This window comes from Protaetiibacter mangrovi (assembly GCF_024752305.1).
GTDB lineage: Bacteria > Actinomycetota > Actinomycetes > Actinomycetales > Microbacteriaceae > Homoserinibacter > Homoserinibacter mangrovi.
In genome coordinates this window covers 261,530-279,171 of record NZ_JANTHX010000007.1, presented here as the reverse complement: position 1 = coordinate 279,171, position 17,642 = coordinate 261,530, and the positions used below count along the sequence as shown (strand labels likewise).

At 73.1% G+C, this 17,642-nt stretch carries 18 protein-coding genes; 9 read left to right on the top strand and 9 right to left on the bottom strand.

What is annotated here, in order from left to right:
* Positions 1 to 10 precede the first annotated feature (10 nt).
* Both NUH29_RS08975 and NUH29_RS08970 read left to right on the top strand, forming a co-directional pair.
* A complete protein-coding gene (locus NUH29_RS08975; protein ID WP_258798745.1) occupies positions 11 to 1,318 on the top strand; it encodes an MFS transporter in 1,308 nt (435 codons plus the stop codon).
* A gap of 44 nt (positions 1,319 to 1,362) precedes the next feature.
* A complete protein-coding gene (locus NUH29_RS08970) occupies positions 1,363 to 3,597 on the top strand; it encodes a glycoside hydrolase family 3 C-terminal domain-containing protein (RefSeq protein ID WP_258798744.1) in 2,235 nt (744 codons plus the stop codon).
* Between the two features lie 9 nt (positions 3,598 to 3,606).
* Here the strand turns inward: NUH29_RS08970 and NUH29_RS08965 are convergent, their stop codons facing one another.
* Complete coding sequence (locus tag NUH29_RS08965; RefSeq protein ID WP_258798743.1) at positions 3,607 to 4,248, bottom strand: DUF2510 domain-containing protein; 642 nt, start codon at positions 4,246 to 4,248, stop codon at positions 3,607 to 3,609.
* A gap of 25 nt (positions 4,249 to 4,273) precedes the next feature.
* Positions 4,274 to 4,792: a hypothetical protein gene (locus NUH29_RS08960; RefSeq protein ID WP_258798742.1), complete on the bottom strand. Its 519-nt coding sequence runs from the start codon at positions 4,790 to 4,792 to the stop codon at positions 4,274 to 4,276.
* Between the two features lie 356 nt (positions 4,793 to 5,148).
* On the opposite strand from NUH29_RS08960, the gene NUH29_RS08955 reads away from it, so the two are divergent.
* The 4 genes from NUH29_RS08955 to NUH29_RS08940 are packed head-to-tail and all read left to right on the top strand — an operon-like array spanning position 5,149 to position 7,995.
* Positions 5,149 to 5,595 carry an FAS1-like dehydratase domain-containing protein gene (locus NUH29_RS08955; protein ID WP_258798741.1) on the top strand — a complete coding sequence of 149 codons (447 nt, stop codon included), beginning with the start codon at positions 5,149 to 5,151 and terminating at the stop codon, positions 5,593 to 5,595.
* On the top strand, positions 5,592 to 6,014 hold the full coding sequence (locus NUH29_RS08950; protein WP_258798740.1) for a MaoC/PaaZ C-terminal domain-containing protein: 423 nt from the start codon (positions 5,592 to 5,594) through the stop codon (positions 6,012 to 6,014). The genes NUH29_RS08955 and NUH29_RS08950 overlap by 4 nt, the downstream gene beginning before the upstream one ends.
* A complete protein-coding gene (locus NUH29_RS08945; RefSeq protein ID WP_258798739.1) occupies positions 6,011 to 7,108 on the top strand; it encodes a UDP-N-acetylmuramate dehydrogenase in 1,098 nt (365 codons plus the stop codon). The genes NUH29_RS08950 and NUH29_RS08945 overlap by 4 nt, the downstream gene beginning before the upstream one ends.
* Positions 7,105 to 7,995, top strand: coding sequence for a ribokinase (locus tag NUH29_RS08940; protein WP_258798738.1), 891 nt, complete (start codon positions 7,105 to 7,107; stop codon positions 7,993 to 7,995). The genes NUH29_RS08945 and NUH29_RS08940 overlap by 4 nt, the downstream gene beginning before the upstream one ends.
* A gap of 57 nt (positions 7,996 to 8,052) precedes the next feature.
* On the opposite strand, the gene NUH29_RS08935 is transcribed toward NUH29_RS08940, so the two are convergent.
* The 5 genes from NUH29_RS08935 to NUH29_RS08915 all read right to left on the bottom strand — a co-directional run bounded on the left by NUH29_RS08935 (position 8,053) and on the right by NUH29_RS08915 (position 12,239).
* On the bottom strand, positions 8,053 to 8,679 hold the full coding sequence (locus NUH29_RS08935; protein ID WP_258798737.1) for a response regulator: 627 nt from the start codon (positions 8,677 to 8,679) through the stop codon (positions 8,053 to 8,055).
* A complete protein-coding gene (locus tag NUH29_RS08930; protein WP_258798735.1) occupies positions 8,676 to 9,815 on the bottom strand; it encodes a sensor histidine kinase in 1,140 nt (379 codons plus the stop codon). The genes NUH29_RS08935 and NUH29_RS08930 overlap by 4 nt, the downstream gene beginning before the upstream one ends.
* Entirely contained in the window at positions 9,816 to 10,661 is an 846-nt protein-coding gene (locus tag NUH29_RS08925) for an ABC transporter permease (protein ID WP_258798734.1), read from the bottom strand.
* Positions 10,658 to 11,527 (bottom strand): ABC transporter ATP-binding protein, encoded by an 870-nt coding sequence (locus tag NUH29_RS08920; RefSeq protein WP_258798733.1) that lies wholly within the window; start codon positions 11,525 to 11,527, stop codon positions 10,658 to 10,660. Before NUH29_RS08920 ends, NUH29_RS08925 begins: the two co-directional genes overlap by 4 nt.
* Before the next feature lie 79 nt (positions 11,528 to 11,606).
* Positions 11,607 to 12,239 (bottom strand): TetR/AcrR family transcriptional regulator, encoded by a 633-nt coding sequence (locus NUH29_RS08915; RefSeq protein ID WP_258798732.1) that lies wholly within the window; start codon positions 12,237 to 12,239, stop codon positions 11,607 to 11,609.
* A 70-nt stretch (positions 12,240 to 12,309) separates the two neighbouring features.
* Between NUH29_RS08915 and NUH29_RS08910 the strand changes: the two genes are divergently transcribed.
* Entirely contained in the window at positions 12,310 to 13,608 is a 1,299-nt protein-coding gene (locus NUH29_RS08910; protein ID WP_258798731.1) for a glycosyltransferase, read from the top strand.
* A 42-nt stretch (positions 13,609 to 13,650) separates the two neighbouring features.
* On the opposite strand, the gene NUH29_RS08905 is transcribed toward NUH29_RS08910, so the two are convergent.
* Positions 13,651 to 13,920, bottom strand: coding sequence for a hypothetical protein (locus NUH29_RS08905; protein ID WP_258798730.1), 270 nt, complete (start codon positions 13,918 to 13,920; stop codon positions 13,651 to 13,653).
* Positions 13,917 to 15,575: a PspC domain-containing protein gene (locus NUH29_RS08900; RefSeq protein WP_258798729.1), complete on the bottom strand. Its 1,659-nt coding sequence runs from the start codon at positions 15,573 to 15,575 to the stop codon at positions 13,917 to 13,919. The genes NUH29_RS08905 and NUH29_RS08900 overlap by 4 nt, the downstream gene beginning before the upstream one ends.
* A gap of 104 nt (positions 15,576 to 15,679) precedes the next feature.
* Between NUH29_RS08900 and NUH29_RS08895 the strand changes: the two genes are divergently transcribed.
* Entirely contained in the window at positions 15,680 to 16,915 is a 1,236-nt protein-coding gene (locus NUH29_RS08895; protein WP_258798728.1) for an ATP-binding protein, read from the top strand.
* Entirely contained in the window at positions 16,912 to 17,565 is a 654-nt protein-coding gene (locus tag NUH29_RS08890) for a LuxR C-terminal-related transcriptional regulator (protein ID WP_258798727.1), read from the top strand. Before NUH29_RS08895 ends, NUH29_RS08890 begins: the two co-directional genes overlap by 4 nt.
* The last annotated feature ends 77 nt before the right edge of the window (positions 17,566 to 17,642 follow it).

Below are 17,642 nucleotides of genomic sequence, written 5' to 3'. Positions count from 1 at the left end.
AGGAACAGCGATGACAACGACGTCAAGCCCCTCCGAGCCCGGTGCCGCCCTCGCGGCCGAGGGTGTCGCCGAACTCGACTCGCAGGAGCGGGTGAAGATCCGCGGACCGCTCCGCAAGCTGCTGCTCTGGCTGCTGCCGGCCAACATCAGCGTCTTCATCCTCTGGGGCGCGATCCCCGGCATCCTGCTCGCGCGCCAGGTCGCCGAGATCGACCCGAGCGAGACCGCCAAGGTCGCGAACCTCGCCCTCGTCACCACGATCGGCGCGTTCGCCGCCATGATCGCGCAGCCGGTGGCGGGCGCCGTCTCGGACCGCACCCGCAGCCGGTTCGGACGCCGCGCCCCCTGGATGGTGGGCGGCGCGCTCATCGGCGGACTGGCGCTCATCGGGATGGCGTTCTCGAACACCATCCTGATGATCGCCATCGCCTGGACGATGGTGCAGATCGCCTACAACTTCGTGCAGGGCCCGCTCTCGGCGATCCTGCCCGACCGGGTGCCGGTGCGCGCCCGCGGCACCTTCGCCGCGATCGGCGGGGCGGCGACGATGATCGGCGCGATCGGCGGCCAGGTCGTCGGCGCCTCCCTCGCCCAGAACGTCGGCGCCGCATACGTCGGCCTCGCGGGCTTCACCCTCGTCGTGATCACACTGTTCGTGGTGTTCAACCCGGACCGCTCGAGCAAGGAGCAGGTGAACACGCCGTTCCGGCTGCTCGACTTCCTGCGCACCTTCTGGGTCAACCCGATCAAGCACCCCGACTTCTTCTGGGCGTTCGCCGGTCGACTGCTGCTCTTCACCGGCTACTTCGGGGTCACGGGCTACAACCTGTTCCTGCTGCAGGACTACGTCGGACTCGGTGACATCGACGAGGCCACCGGGTACGTGCCGGTACTGGGTCTGCTCGGTCTCGCGGGCACGCTGCCCGCGATCCTCATCAGCGGGCCGATCAGCGACCGCATCGGTCGCCGCAAGATCTTCGTCTTCATCTCCTCGGTGATCGTCGGCCTCGGGCTCGTCGTGCCGTGGGTGATGCCGACCGTCGGCGGCATGATGCTCATGTCGGTCATCATCGGGGTCGGCTTCGGCGCGTTCATGTCGGTCGACCAGGCGCTCATGACCGAGGTGCTGCCGAGCGCCGACTCGTACGCGAAGGACCTCGGCGTCGTCAACATCGCCGCGACCCTGCCGCAGACCCTCGCCCCCGCCGTCGGCGGCGCGATCGTGCTGGCGTTCGGCTACGCGGGCCTGTTCCCGGTGGGCATCGTCCTGTCGGTGGTCGGCGCGTTCTGTGTGTTCATGATCAAGGCCGTCAAGTAACGATGGGGTCGCCGACCGCCATCCGTCCCGAAGGAGAGAACCCCATGACCGATGCCACGAACCTCGACGGCCTCACGACCGAGCAGAAGGCCTCGCTCGGATCGGGTGCCGACTTCTGGACCACGAAGGCGGTCGGCGACATCCCGTCGATCATGATGACCGACGGTCCGCACGGCCTGCGCAAGCAGGCCGGCGACACCGACCACCTCGGCATCTCGGCGAGCGTGCCCGCCACCTGCTTCCCGCCCGCCGTGGGGCTCGCCCAGACCTGGGATCCGGAGCTCGCGGAGTCGGTCGGCGCGGCGCTCGGCCGCGAGTGCCAGGCCAACGACGTGCAGGTGCTGCTCGGGCCGGGCGTCAACCTGAAGCGCTCGCCGCTCGGAGGCCGCAACTTCGAGTACTTCTCCGAGGAGCCGCTGCTGTCGGGTGCGATGGGCGCAGGATGGGTGCGCGGCATCCAGGAGCAGGGGGTCGGCGCCTCGCTCAAGCACTTCGCCCTCAACAACCAGGAGGACGACCGCATGCGGTCGAGCTCCGACGTCGACGCGCGGCCGCTGCGCGAGCTCTACCTGCGTAGCTTCGAGCGCGTCGTGCGCGACGCGCAGCCGTGGACGGTCATGTGCTCGTACAACAAGGTCAACGGGGTGCAGGTCGCCCACGACCCGTTCCTGCTCACCCGCGTGCTGCGCGAGGAGTGGGGCTTCGAGGGTGTCGTCGTCTCCGACTGGGGCGCCGTCGTCGACCGGGTGAAGTCGGTCGCGGCCGGTCTCGACCTGCAGATGCCCGGCGGCGAGTCGGGTCCGGATGCGGCGGTCGCCGCCGCGGTCGCCGACGGTTCGCTCGACCCGGCCGCCCTCGACGCCGTCGCGGAGCGCACCGCGCGTCTGGCGCGCGTCGCGCACGCCGCGCGCGAGGCGGGCGCCGCCTTCGACGCGGGACTCCACCACGCGCTCGCCCGGCACGTCGCGGGCAGGGCGGTCGTGCTGCTGAAGAACGACGACGCCCTGCTGCCGCTCGCGGCGTCCGGGTCGATCGCCGTCATCGGCGAGTTCGCGCAGACTCCGCGCTACCAGGGCGGCGGTTCGTCGCACGTCAACCCGACGATGCTCGACGTTCCGCTCGACGAGCTGCGCGCGGCGGCGCCCGAGGCGAACGTCTCGTTCGCCGCGGGCTTCACCGTCGACGGCTCGGGGGTCGACGCCGACCTCGCGGCCGAGGCCGTGCGGATCGCGGCGGCCGCGGATGCGGCGGTGCTCTTCCTGGGGCTCGACGCCTCGCAGGAGTCGGAGGGCTTCGACCGCGAGCACATCGAGCTGCCCGAGGAGCAGCTCGACCTGCTCGCCCAGGTGATCGCCGTGCAGCCGAAGACCGTCGTCGTGCTGAGCCACGGCGGTGTGCTCCGCCTCGCCCCCGTCGCCGACCTGGCACCGGCGATCCTCGACGGGGCCCTTCTCGGTCAGGCGGGAGGCGGCGCGATCGCCGACGTGCTGTTCGGCGCCGTGAACCCCTCCGGCAAGCTCGCGGAGACGGTGCCAGTGCGCCTGCAGGACACCCCCGCCTACCTCAACTTCCCCGGCGAGGGCTCGCACGTGCGCTACGGCGAGGGCCTGTTCCTCGGCTACCGCTGGTACGACGCCCGCGAGCTCGAGGTGACCTTCCCCTTCGGACACGGGCTGTCGTACACGAGCTTCCGCTACGACGCGCTCGAGCTCGCCGCGGATGGCGACGGCATCCGGGCCCGGGTGACCCTCACGAACACCGGCGCCCGCGAGGGGCGGGAGATCGTGCAGGCGTACGTGTCGCTTCCCGACTCGAGTGTGCAGCGCCCGGTGCGCTGGCTCGGCGGATTCGCCTCGGTCGAACTCGACGCGGGAGAGACGGCGACGGTCGACCTCGTGATCGAGGGTCGCGACCTCGCCTACTGGAACGTGGAGCTCGACCGGTTCGTGGTCGAGCCGGGCGACTACGCCGTCGCCGTCGGCGCGTCGAGCCGCGATCTGCGACTCGACGACGATGTCGACGTCGAGGGCGAGGAGGTGCGCACCCCGCTCACCATGGAGTCGACGCTCGGCGAGGTGCTCGCGCATCCGGTCGCCGGCGCCCTCGTCGCCGAGCAGTTCGCCGCCCTGCCCATGGCTCAGGCCGACACCGCCGCGCTCGGCATGGACATGATGCGCATGATGATGAGCGTGCCGATCGAGCGCATCGTCGGCTTCGCCCAGGGGCAGGTGAGCCGCGAGCAGATCGCGCAGCTGATCGCCGCGGCGAACGCGGCGTGAGGCGCCGGCTCAGCTGAAGCTCGCGTAGTCCCCGTAGAGCGGCAGCTCGGCGAAGATCGCCTGCATCATGAGGGCCATCCAGACGAACGACACGATGATCAGCACGACGTAGCTGCCGATGTGCGCCCACAGCGGCCATCCCGCGGTGCGCGTGACCTTGCGCAGCACCACGTGCCGTCCGATCAGGTAGACGATCGCGTACGGGATGAACGCGAAGGCCCAGTGGAACGGGCGCTCGACGCCGACCGACACCAGGTGCTTGTAGTCGCGGAACGCCGAGAACACGAGGAAGCCGTACACGACCCAGCCGAGCACGCCGTAGATCGCGAAGAAGGCGAGGTATCCGGCCATGGCCGAGGTGAGCTGCGAGGTGTCGCCCGAGTACTCCGCCTCGAACACGGCCCGCATGTAGCCCGTCATGTCGAAGAAGAAGATCGGGATGCTGCTCACGAGGGTGAGCAGCGCGACGAGCCAGACCCAGACGGTGTCGACCCGGGTGCCCTCGGGCAGAGCGGGCCGGGTGGCCGGCTGCGCGACGCCGGCGCCCGGTGCCGTGTGTTCGGTCCAGCCGCGACCGTCCCACCAGCGCTGGCCGCCGGATCCGTCGGGGTACCAGCCGGGTGCGGCGGCGGATGCGGTGGTGTCGGTCATCGGTCCTCCTCGGTGTGCTCCGATCCTAGGTGCCGAGCTCGACGAGGCCGGTCGTGACGCTCACCACCGCCCAGGTGGCGAACGCGGAGTACCAGAGCACGTAGAGGGTGATCGACACGATCAGCGGGGCGGGCGATGCGCGCACCACCTTGCGCAGCACGACCTGGCGCCCGACGAGGTACACGAGCCCGGCGATCGCCGCGAAGCCCCACGGGAACGGGCGCGCGACGCCGAGCGTCCGCAGTCGTCGGGCGTCGCGTGCGGCGAACAGCAACGCGAGGGCGATGGTGGCGAGCGAGCTGGCGAGCAGCAGCGACGCGTGCAGCAGCACGTGGCCGAGTGCGGCATCCGTGTCGCCCACCCAGAGGGCGTCGAACACGACGCGGATGTCGAAGAGGTAGACGGTGGAGGCGAGCACCCACGGCACGACGACGAGCAGCCAGATCCAGACGCCGTCGACCCGCGTGCCCGGCGGGAGGGGCGGCCGCTCGTGCGGGGCGTGCATCTCCCGCGATGCCGGGGGAGGGATGACGAGGCCGCTCACAGGGGCGAGCGTAGCGATGTCGGGGGTGCGTGATGGACTGCATTCGGCGGCGCGGAAGAAAATCCCGCGACACGCCGAGACACAACATCTTGGGGAATGACATCGGTGAAATTCCCGTTATATAGTGATGACTCACGAGGGCCGAAACCCTCGACCACCAGTTGAGACTTTTGAGGGAGGTTGCCATGAACGACGTCGACACCGTCGGTGGCTACGCAGTTCCGGTCGACCCGATGGACGACCTCTACTGCGAGTCCTGCCAGTAAGGCAGCACCACCGCACAGACCCCCCGGAACCCCGGCGAGACCCCTACGGTCGCCGGGGTTCCGTATCGTCCGGGGCGATAGTCTCGACCCGTGAGCGTCAACCCCGAACTCCAGGGGCGGAGCTATCCGCCGACCGCCCCCTACCTGGTGGGGCGCGAGAAGGTGCGCGAGTTCGCGCGCGCCGTGTTCGCGACCGACCCCCTGCACCACGACCCCGAGGCGGCCCGCGCCGCCGGCTACGCGGATGTGGTGGCGCCCCCGACCTTCGCCGTCGTCGTGCAGGAGCACGCGCTCGCGCAGCTGCTCGCCGACCCGGAGGGCGGCATCGACTTCAGCCGCGTCGTGCACGGCGACCAGCGGTTCAGCTTCAGCCGACCGATCGTCGCGGGCGACGAGCTTACGGCCACCCTCACCGTCACGAGCGTCAAGACCCTCGGCGGGCACGCCATGGTGACCGCCGACGCGCTGGTGGCCGACGCATCCGGCGATCACGTGGTGACCGCCACCTCGAGCCTCGTCGTGCGGGGTGACGAATGAGCGCCCCGGCCCTGTCGTCGCTGACCGTCGGCGACGTCGTCGCCGAAGCCGACTTCGCCCTCAGCCGCGACTCCCTCGTGCGCTACGCCGGGGCCTCCGGCGACTTCAACCCGATCCACTACCGCGACGACATCGCCGCATCCGTGGGCCTCCCCGGCGTGCTCGCCCACGGGATGCTCACCATGGGCCTCGCCGTGCAGCCCGTGGTCGACTGGGTCGGCGACGCCGGCCGGGTCGTCGACTACCAGGTGCGGTTCACGCGTCCCGTGGTGGTCGACCCCGTCGACGGCGCCGTCGTGACGGTCGTCGCCAAGGTGGGACGGATCGACGAGGGAGCCGCCCGCATCGACCTCACCGTCACCTTCGCGGGCGAGACCGTGCTCGGCAAGGCCCAGGCGGTCGTGCGCCTGGAGGCGTGACGCCGGTGACCGGGCTCGCCGGGCTCACGACGCTGCGCGTCGGCGGCCCCGCCCGCGAGCTGCTCGCGCCGACCACCCGCGACGAGCTCGTGCGCACGGCGCTCGAGGTGTGGGCCGGCGGCGACGACTGGCTGCTGCTCGGCGGGGGATCCAACGTGGTGATCGCCGACGACGGATTCGACGGCACGGTCATCCGCACCGTCACCCGCGGGATCGACATCGCGCTCGACCGCGACGGCCACCACGCCCGCGTGCGCGCGGCCGCGGGGGAGGGCTGGGATGCGCTCGTCGCCGCGACGGTCGACGCCGGCCTCGCCGGGGTGGAGGCGCTCAGCGGCATCCCGGGCACCGTCGGCGCCGCCCCCGTGCAGAACATCGGCGCCTACGGGCAGGAGCTCGGCGAGCGCCTCGTCGGCATCGACTTCCTCGACTACGCCTCGGGCGAGGTGCAGCGCCTCGACGCCGACGAGCTCGGGCTCGGCTACCGCACGAGCGCCCTCAAGCGCGGCCGTGCGGGGATCGTGCTCGCGATCGAGCTCGACCTCGACGCGGGCGGCTGGTCGGCGCCGATCGCGTACGCGCAGCTCGCCGGCGCGCTCGGGGTCGAGCAGGGCGAGCGCGTGCCGCTCGCCGACGCCCGCCGGGCGGTGCTCGCGCTGCGCGCCTCGAAGGGCATGGTGCTCGACCCCGCCGACCCCGACTCGGTGAGCGCGGGCTCGTTCTTCACCAACCCCATCGTCTCCGAGTCGTTCGCCCGCACCCTGCCGGCGGAGGCGCCGCGGTGGCCGGTCGTCGCCGAGGAGGGTGATCGCCTGCTCGCGCCGGGACAGGAGGTGCCCGCCCTCGCCTCCGCCGAGTACCGCGTGAAGCTGTCGGCCGCCTGGCTCATCGAGCGCTCCGGGATCTCGCGCGGCTTCGCCCTGCCCGGTTCGGGCGCCGCGATCTCCTCCAAGCACACCCTCGCCATCGTCAACCGCGGGCAGGCGACCGCGGCGGAGGTCGTGCAGCTGGCGAACTTCGTGCAGACGCGCGTTCTCTCCGAGTTCGGCGTGGTGCTGCATCCGGAGCCCGTCTTCGTGGGGGTCGCGCTGTGAGCAGCATCGTGGTGCTCGGGAGCGCCAACATGGATCTCGTCGTGCGGCAGCCGCGGCTGCCCGAGCCGGGGGAGACCATGTTCGGCTCGTCGTTCGCGACGGTGCCCGGGGGCAAGGGGCTCAACCAGGCGATCGCCGCCGCCCGGGTCGGGGGCGACGTCGCGTTCCTCGGCGCGGTCGGCGGCGACGCCTTCGGGCGGGAGCTGCGCGAGACCCTCACGGCGGCCGGGGTCGACACGACGGGGATCGCGCTCGTCGAACGGCCCACCGGCACCGCCCACATCTCCGTGCTCGACGGCGGCGAGAACGCCATCGTGGTGGTCCCCGACGCGAACGGCGTGGAGCTGCCGCTCGACGACGTGCAGCGTGACGCCATCCGCGCCGCCCGCTCCCTCGTGGTGCAGTTCGAGCGCCCGCTGCCCCTCGTCGCCGAGGCGCTCGCGTTCGCGCGTTCGGTCGGGGTGACCACGGTCGTCACGCCGGCGCCCGTATTGCCGCTGCCCGACGGGTTCCTCGACCACGTCGACGTGCTCGTGCCGAACGCGGGCGAGGCGCGCGAGCTCGCCGGAGTCTCCGACGAGGCGGATGCCGCGCGCGCTCTCTCGCTGCGCGTCGGCACCGTCGTGATGACGCGCGGTGCGCGCGGCGCCCTCGTGGCGCGCGGGGGCGAGATCGTGGCGGAGGTGCAGCCGCACCCGGTGACCCCGGTCGACACGACCGGCGCCGGCGACACCTTCACGGGCGTGCTCGTGGCCCGCCTCGCGGCGGGCGATGCCGAGCCGGATGCGCTGCGCGCCGCATCCGTCGCCGCCGCGATCGCCACGACCCGCCCCGGCGCCTCCCCCTCGATGCCGACCTGGCCCGAGGTCGAACCTCACCTTCGCTGAGGGGTCGCAAAGTGCATCCCGCGCGGCGTGTCGCGTGCACATTGCGACCCCTCGGCGTCAGAGGATGCCGAGCTCGATCGCGCGGGTGACGGCGCGGGTGCGGTCGTTCACGTCGAGCTTCGCGAAGGCGTGCAGCAGGTGGGTCTTCACGGTCGCCTCGCCGAGGTGGATGCGCACCCCGATCTCGCGGTTCGAGAGCCCCTCGGCGACGAGCCGCAGCACCTCCAGCTCGCGCGGGCTCAGCTCCGGGCCGCGCGTCGGCTCCGGCGCGCGGGTGCGCGCGACCAGCATCCGGCTCACGCTCGGCGCGAGCGCCACCTCGCCCGCGGCGACCGCGCGCACGCCCGCGAGCAGCTCCTGCTCGGGGGCGGCCTTCAGCAGGTACCCGCTCGCGCCCGCCGCGATCGCCGACAGGATCGCGTCGTCGGTCTCGTAGGTCGTCAGGATCAGCACGCGCACCTCGGGGTGGGCGGCCAGGATGCGCGCCGTCGCCTCGTCGCCGTCGATGCCCGGCATCCGCAGATCCATGACGACCAGGTCGGGCGCCGCGCCCGGCACGAGGGCGATCGCCTCCTCGCCGCTCGCCGCCGTGCCGACGATCTCGACGTCCGGGGCCGCGTCGAGCAGCGCCACGATGCCCGCGCGCACCACGGGGTGGTCGTCGACGACGAGGATGCGGATCACGCGGCACCCCCGAGCGGCAGCGTCGCGGTGATCGCCGTGGCGCCCGGCGTGCCGTCGACGGCGAGCGCCCCGCCCGCGAGGGCGAGCCGATCGCGCAGGCCCGCGAGCCCGAAACCGGCGTGCACCTCGGCGGGGAACCCGCGTCCGTCGTCGCGCACGGTGAGCCGGGCGGTGCCGGAGGCGGAGGTCAGCTCGACCCGAGCGCTCGCCGCCTCCGAGTGCTTGCGCACGTTCGCGAGCCCCTCCTGGGCGCACCGCAGCAGCACGACCTCGGCGTCGCGGTCGAGCGGCTCGTCGAGCGCGGTCGTCACGGCGACGCGGATGCGGGTCTCGCGCTCGAAGCGCTCCGCGAGCCGCTGCAGCGCATCCGCGATACCGCCCTGGGCGAGCTCGACCGGGGCGGCGGCGGCGACCAGCGCACGCGTCTCGGCGAGGGCGTCCCGCGCGCCGGTCTCGATGAGCTCGAGCGTCTCGTCGTCGAGGGTGCCCGCCGCGAAACCCCGACGGGCGCGCTGGGCCAGGAGCACGAGCCCGGTCAGCGACTGGGCGACCGTGTCGTGCACCTCGCGCGACATCCGCGCCCGCTCCTCGGTGACCCCCGCGTCGCGATGCAGGGCCGCGAGCTCGCCCTGCGCGGCGGTCAGCTCGTCGAGCAGCCGGCTCTTCTCGTCGCCGAGCTCGGCGATGCGCCAGATCCAGAGGCCCATGATCGACGCGAACGCGAAGGAGAGCGTCTGCGTGATGAGGATCTGCGGCAGCGCCGGCAGCCCGCCGAGCGACACCCAGAAGCCCGCGCCCACCGCGACCGACCCGGCGAGCGACGCCGCGATCCCCGCGCGCCGGGACCCCGACACGATCCACAGCAGCGGGTAGACGAAGCACTGCGCGGCGGCGAGCGGCGGCTCGATCGCGGTCAACAGGCCCCCGTACGCGATGGTGACGCCGGAGAGCACGAGCGCGGCGGTGTTGCCGTCGACCACCCGCGGACGGATGAGGAGGAACAGCGCGGAGTAGACCACGACGGCGGATGCGCCGACGGTCAGCGCGGCGGGGCCCACCCCGTTCGCGAGGAGCACGGCGAGCACGCCGAGGCCCGTCGCCCCCAGGGCGACGAGCCACCAGCGCGAGCGGATCACTCAGCCATCCTTGCGGATCCAGCGGAAGGTGAGGCGGGCGGCGACGAGCCCGGCGACGAGCCAGATGCCGCATACGATCGCGATGCCCGCGAGGTTCCATTCGCCGCCCGGCTCGAGCGCGGCGTAGCTGTCCGGCAGGAACACCGAGCGCATCCCGTGGGCCAGCCAGGCGAGGGGGAACACCTCCGCGACCCGCTGCAGCCATTCCGGCAGCGCCGAGAACTGGATGTAGACGCCCGAGATGAACTGCAGCACCAGCACGATCGGGATGATGACGGCGGTCGCGCTCCGGCCCGAGCGCGGCAGCCCCGACAGCCCGATGCCGAGGATCGAGCAGGTGCTGACGCCCAGCAGGAACACCCAGGCGAACGTCGCCCAGTTCTGCGGGTCGGTCGGCAGCGGCACCCCGAAAGCGATGCGCGCGACCGCGATCAGGATCGCCGCCTGCAGCAGGGCGGTGACGAGCACCTGGCCGATCTTGCCGATGAAGTAGCTGACCGGCGAGAGCGGGGCGCCGGCGAGCCGCTTGAGGGTGCCGTCGCCCTTCTCCATCGCGATGTCGATCGCCATGTTCTGCAGCCCGGAGAGCAGCACCCCCGCGGCGAGCATCGCCGGCAGGTAGTACTGCGCGGCGGTCACCGGGTCGCCGTCCGGGGTGGTGCCGAAGTTCCCGTCGCTGAACGCGACCGAGAAGATCGTGAGCATGAGCAGGGGGAACAGGAAGGTGAAGAACACCGTGTCGCCCTGCCGGAAGTAGCCGCGGATCTCGTAGCCGGCCCGCGAGAGGCCGAGGCGGATGGTGCGCCCCGGCGCGAAGCGCGCGGCGGCGGGGGTGAGGGTGGTCATGCGATGCTCCCTTCGAGCTGCTCCGCGGCGGACTCGCCGACGAGCGAGAGGTAGATGTCCTCGAGGCTCGGACGCACGACTTCGAGCCGCTCGGGCTCGCCGGCCGCAGCCAGACGCGCGACGAGCGCGCCGGGTTGGTGGGTGCGCTCCTCGCGGAGCACGCCCCGATCGAGCCAGCGCACGATCGGGATCCGCGCATCCGCCCCGCCCAGCTCGTCGATCGGGCCGAGCGCCATGAGCTCGCCGCCGGCGATGATGCCGCCGCGGTCGGCGAGCTGCTGCGCCTCGTCGAGGTAGTGGGTGGTGAGCAGGATGCTGGTGCCCTCGTCGCGGAGTCCCCGGATGAGCTCCCAGAACCGACGGCGCGCCTCGGGGTCGAAGCCGGTGGTCGGCTCGTCGAGGAACAGCAGCTCGGGGCGCCCGACGATGCCGAGGGCCACGTCGACGCGTCGCTGCTGGCCGCCCGAGAGCTTCGAGATGCGGGTGTTCGCCTTCTCCTCGAGGCCGACCGCGGCGATCACCTCCTCGACGTCGCGCGGGTGCGGGTAGAGACCGGCGAAGTGCCGCAGCTGCTCGCGCACGGTCGCGGTGCCGGTCTCCCCGGTCGACTGCAGCACGATGCCGAGCCGCGCCTTCCAGTCGAGGCCGCCGTGGGCGGGGTCGACACCGAGCACGCGCACCTCGCCGCTCGTGCGGCGACGGTAGCCCTCGAGGATCTCGATGGTGGTGGACTTGCCGGCCCCGTTCGGGCCGAGCAGGGCGAAGGTCTCGCCGCGGCGGATGTCGAAGTCGATGCCGCGCACGGCCTCGAACTCCCCGTAGCTGCGGCGGAGCTGCCGTACCTCGACGACGTTCTCTGTGGTCATGCCCCCACTCTGGCCCGGCGGCGCGGGTTGCGCCTCTCCCGGGTGGTGGGTGCGGCATCCACCGAACGGTGGATGCGGCTCAGGGGGTGAAGACGGTGCGTTCGACGGTGTCGACGAGCCACTCGCGGTAGCGGCGCATGCTCCATCCGGAGTCGAGCACGAGCTGCACGTAACTGCTCGGCGAGACCAGGAACTGCAGGGCCGCCGCGAACTCCTCGTCGTCGCCGGGGCGGCGGGCGAGGCCCCGCGCCCGGAACGCCGCCATCGAGTCGCGGAAGTCCGTGCGCCGCCGTGACTGCAGTGCCTCGAGGCCCTGCTCGACGGCGGGATCGCCCATCGACGCGTCGAGAAGGGCGATCCACAGGCGCGAGATGCGGGCGTTCGCACTCGCGATGAACTCGACCCATCCCTCGAGCAGCTCGTCGTCGGGCAGGGCCAGGAGGCGGGCGCCGGCGTCCTGTTGGCCGATGGTGGAGCCGTGGCTCTCCTGGCCGGTGAAGGCCTGGTCGAAGGCGGCGAGGATGAGCGAGCTCTTGGGGCCGTTGGCCTTGACCGTCTCGAGCGAGACGCCGGCTGCCTCGGCGAGGCGGGCCAGGGAGGTGCTCGCGTAGCCGTCGCGCGCGAACAGCTCGGCTGCGGCGTCGAGGATGCGCCGGCGGGTGTCGGCCGCCTGGGCGGTGCGCAGGGGCGAACTGTAGGCGCGGGGTGTCATTTGACTTTCCTATCAGGGTGGTGAATACTCCATCAAGTCCGTCAATATCTTAACCGCGAAACCCACCACCATGACCACCACCTCCCTGAACCTGCTCGTCTGCGCCACCCCGGTGCACGGGCACGTCACCCCCCTGCTCGCCGTCACTCGCCACCTCGTCGCGTCCGGTCACCGGGTGCGCTTCCTCACCGGCGAGCGCTACCGCAGCGCGGTCGAGGCCGCCGGCGCCGAGTGGCTGCCGCTTCCCGCCGAGGCCGACTACGACGACCGCGACATGGACGCCGCCTTCCCCGGTCGCGTCGGGCTGAGCGGCCCCGCCGGCATCCGCTACGACCTGCGCGAGATCTTCCTGACGCCGGCCCCCGCGCAGCTCGCGGCCGTCGACGCGATCATCGCGTCCGACCGTCCCGACGCCGTGCTCGTCGAGAGCCTGTTCATGGGCTCGCTCCTGCTGCTCAGCCGCCCCGGCGATCGCCCGCCCGTCGTCAACCTCGGGATCGTGCCGCTCGGGCTGGCGAGCCGCGACACCGCGCCCTTCGGCCTCGGCGTCCCCCCGAAGCCGGGTGCCGCCGGACGCGCGCGCAACGCGATGCTGTCGTTCGTGGCCGAGCGGATCATCTTCGGCTCCCTGCAGCGCTACGCGCGCGAGCTCGTCGCCCGCGCCGGCGGGCGGATGCGGGGCAGCTTCATGGGATCGGCGGGACTCGCCGACGCGCTCGTGCAGTTCACCGTGCCCTCGTTCGAGTACCCGCGCTCCGACCTGCCGGAGACCGTGCACTTCGTAGGCCCGGTCTCGCGCACGCAGCCCTCGACGACCCCGCTGCCCGAGTGGTGGGGGGATCTCGACGGCAGCCGTCCGGTGGTGCACGTCACGCAGGGCACGGTCGCCAACACCGACTTCGCCGAGCTCATCGCCCCGGCGATCGCCGGCCTCGCCGACGAGGACGTGCTCGTCGTCGTGTCGACGGGCGGGCGCGACGTGCCGGTGCGCGACTATCCCGCCAACGTGCGGATCGCCCCCTACCTCCCGTACGACCGCCTGCTGCCCCTCGTCGACGCCTACGTGACCAACGGCGGATACGGCGGCGTGCACTACGCCATGGAGCACGGCGTCCCGCTCGTGACGGCGGGCCTCACCGAGGACAAGATCGAGGTGACCGCCCGCGTCGCGTGGAGCGGCGTCGGTATCGACCTGCACACCGATCGGCCGACGGCCGATCAGGTGCGAGCGGCGGTGATGCGCGTGCTCACCGAGCCGTCGTTCCGCGAGCGCAGCGCCGCCATCGGGCGCGACATCGCGGCGTCGTCGGGCGTCGCCGGGCTCGAGACGATCCTCGCCGAGCTCGCCGCCGCGCGCACGGTGCGCTGAGTCCGCCCGGGCGCACCGACGCGGTCGTCCGGCCGCCCCTGCTCAGCGGCGCTGCAGTCGGCGGACGACCGCCGCGAGTGCCAGCAGGGTGACGCCGCCGCCGACGGCGACCACGATCACCACCGTCCAGCCGAGGGCGTCGAGGTCGAGCACGGTGTCGAGGGCGGCGGCGCGTCGCGCCGGCGCCCCCATGAGCCAGAGCACGGAGCCGGACACCGCCATCAGCACGAGGCCCCACAGCGCGGCGCCGATCCGGATGCGCGGCCGCGGCAGGCGCTCGACCTCGGTCGTCGGGATGTCGGTCTCGCTCACGGCGCGGCTCCTTCGGGGGTGGGGGTGGAGGTCGGGGTCGGCGTCGGGGCGGGTGGGGTATCCAGCACGTCGCCGTCGCCGTTCCACGCGTGCACCTCGTCCGGCGCGGGGTCGAGCGGGATCGGGGTGTCGTCGGTGTCGGCCGCCTGCAGGTAGAGGGTGGTGCTCCCGCCCCAGAGGCGCAGCACCAGGTCCGGGTCGCCGCCCCCCGCGGTCAGGGTGAGGCGCCCGCCCGTGACGTGGTAGTTCGACGAGCGTCCGCCGACCGATCCGAGCACATCCTCCACCGACGCCCAGCTGCTCGACGAGCCGGTGGTGTACTCGATGCGCACGGTCGCGCCCTCGTCGAGGTAGAGCGAGACGCTTCCCGCCGCCTGCCACAGGTCGACCACGGGGGCGGGGCCTCCGTCGCGATCCGTGACGTAGAGGCTCGTCGTGCCGACCAGCTGCGCGTACCGTCCGTCTCGATCGGAGGCGATGCCGTAGTTGGCTCCGGGCGGCAGCAGCCTCCGATCGGTGGGCACCAGCACGGCGGTCAGGAGCGCGAGGAGGGCGAGGATCGAGAAGAAGGTCAGCGCTCCGCTGCGACGACGCCCGACGGCGACCGCGACGGTGCCGATCCCGAGCACCAGCACGATGGCCGCTGCGCCGATCGCCCATTCGGCCCCCCGCGTGGATGCCGACTGGGCGGCGCCGAACGCCGAGATCGCCCCCGCGACGAGGGCGACGCCGACCACGAGGAACACGACCCCCGCGCTCGCGCGCGGCCTGGTGATCCCCCGGATGCGAGCGCGTTCGCGGGCGGCGGCCGCGGCGGCGACGGCCTGCGCCTGGGCTTCGGCCTGCCGTCGCTCGTGCTCGCTGCGGCGCTGTTCGGCGACCCAGGCGGCGCGCTGCCGCTGCCACTCGTCCTGGCTCGCCTTCCAGGCGGCCAGCTCCTCCGCGGAGGCGTCGGCGGGCGGGGCGGGCGGTTCGCCCGGCTCGGCGATCGAGGTCGCCGCCACCGCCGCGGCCGCGGACGCGGTCGCCGCATCCGGGAACGCCGGCACCGTGTCCGGACGGTCGTCGGTCGTGGCCGGGGTGGTCGGGATGTCGGTCGAGGCGCGGCGGGCGAGCCACACGACGACGACCACGGCCAGCACGACCACGACCCCCGACCAGATGGCGCGCCCGAGCGCGCCGCCCCAGCCGAGGTCGCCCCAGTACAGCGCGCCCGTGAACCAGAAGCTCTGGGTGAGCGGCAGGAACGACAACAGGAAGACCGCCAGGATCCCGGGCATCGCGCGGGTCACCCGGCCCTGTCCGAGCTCGCGGGCGTGGATCGTGCCCGCCAGGTCGGGGAGCAGGAACCACGCGACGGCGTACACGAGCGCCACGGGCGCGCCCACGACGGCGAGCACCACGGCGACGCCGCGCACGATGAGCGGGTCGATGCCGAGCCGGGCGGCGACTCCGCCGCACACGCCGCCGAGCCAGCCCTCGCGGCGGGGCAGCTGCAGCTCGCGGATCCAGGTGAAGAACGGCGCCTCGGGTTCCTCGGGTGCAGCCGGGTCGGGGGTGGTGCCCTCGGGCGCCGTCTCGGATGCCGAGTCGTCCGGTGCCGTGTCGGGGGCCGCCTCATCGGCGGGCGGGGGTGCAGGGGTGCGTCGAGCCATGCTCCGATCGTGGTGCGCATCGGGCTGGGCTCTCTATGGGGTGAACCCCTGACCGCACCCTGAACCCGGGCGCCGGGGGACCGCCGTCGTGCTTGGATCGTCGCATGACCGCAGCTGCGCATCCGGATGCCGCCGCCGCCCGCGTGCGCCCGCCGCTCGTGCGCCCGCGCGAAGTCGTGCTGGGCGGCGTGAGCACGGCGCTCGGACGCCACCTCGGCGCGCGGCCGGAGGTCGTGCGGATCCTCTTCGCGGCCGTGACTCTCGCGGGAGGTGCGTACGCGGTGGCCGCGGTGCTGCTCGCCGGCAACCTCTTCGCCGAGGCGATCGGAGCGGCGCCCGTGCTGCTCTACCTGTGGTTCTGGGCGCTCGTGCCGCGCGAGGCGGGCACCCCCGACGCGCCGCGCACGCGTCGGGTGCCGGTCGCGGCCGTGCTCCTCGGGATCGCCGGCGGACTCGCCCTGCTGCTGCCGTTCACCTGGCGGCTCGATCAGCCCGTCCCGCTCGGACTCGTCGAGAGCGCGGCGGCGGCCGTGCTCGCGATCGTGTGGGCGACCACCGCCGATGCGCGCGACCCGCAGCGTGCCGCATCCGCGCCCGTCGTGCGATCGCTCGCCGCGGGATTCCTGGCGCTTCTCGGGCTCGCGGTGCTGCTCGGCGCGTTCGTCGGATCGCGCACCCTCGTGGCGATCGTCGCCGTGACCGTCGTCCTGCTCGGCGCCGCGGCGTTCGTGCTCCCGCCCCTCATCGCGCGCTGGAACGCCCGCGCGGCCGAGCGCGCCGCCCTCGCCCGCGAGGAGCAGCGCTCCGAGATCGCCGCGCACCTGCACGACTCGGTGCTGCAGACGCTCGCGATCATCCAGAACCGGGCCGGTGCGGGCTCCGAGATCGCCCGCATCGCGCGCGCCCAGGAGCGCGAGCTGCGCGATTGGCTGTTCGCGGGCACCGACCCCTTCGCCGGCGATCTGGCGACCGAGCTGCGCACGATGGCGCGCGAGCTCGAACTCGCGTACGCCGTGCGCATCGAGGTCGTGACGGTCGGCGAGGTCTCGGAAGTGGAGTCCGCCGCGCTCGCCGGGGCGGCGCGTGAGGCGCTCGTCAACGCCGCGCGTCACGCGGGCGGCGACGTCACCGTCTACGCCGAGGCGACCCCCGACACGGTCGAGGTGTTCGTGCGCGACCGCGGCGCGGGGTTCGATCCTGATGCCGTGCCCGACGGGCGGCTCGGCATCCGCGAGTCGATCGTGGGCCGCATGACGCGCGCCGGCGGCACGGCCGCGGTCGAGAGCGGGCCCGAGGGCACCGAGGTGCGCATCGCGCTGCCGCGAGGGGGCCGGGCATGACGCGGGTGCTCATCGTCGACGACCACTCCATCTTCCGCACGGGCCTGCGCACCGACCTCGGCGACGCGGTCGAGGTGCTCGGCGAGGCGGGCGACGTCGACGCCGCGGTCGCGGCGATCGCCGAGCTGCGTCCCGAGGTCGTGCTGCTCGACGTGCATCTGCCCGGTGGCGCCGGCGGCGGGGGAGCGGAGGTGGTGCGGCGCTCCGCCGCCCTGCTCGGCGAGGTGCGCTTCCTCGCGCTGTCGGTCTCGGACTCCGCCGAGGACGTCGTCGGCGTCATCCGCGCGGGCGCGCGCGGCTACATCACGAAGGCCACGAGCGGCGTCGAGGTCGCGGCGGCGGTCGCGACGGTGGCTGCGGGCGACGCGGTGTTCTCGCCGCGCCTCGCGGGCTTCGTGCTCGACGCCTTCGGCACGGCGGCGGGCGCGCCCGCGGTCGCGGCATCCGACGACGAGCTCGACCGGCTCTCCGCCCGCGAACAGGAGGTGATGCGGCTCATCGCCCGCGGCTACGCCTACAAGGAGGTCGCCTCGCACCTCTACATCTCGATCAAGACGGTCGAGACCCATGTCTCCTCGGTGCTCCGCAAGCTGCAGCTCTCGTCCCGCCACGAGCTCACCGCCTGGGCCCTCGAGCGCCGCCTGCTCTGACGGCCCGGCCCCCCGTGGTTCGTCGCGCCCCGGCGCGGCGCCCGTGCGCTCCCGGGGAGGGGTCGCAAAGTGCGCTC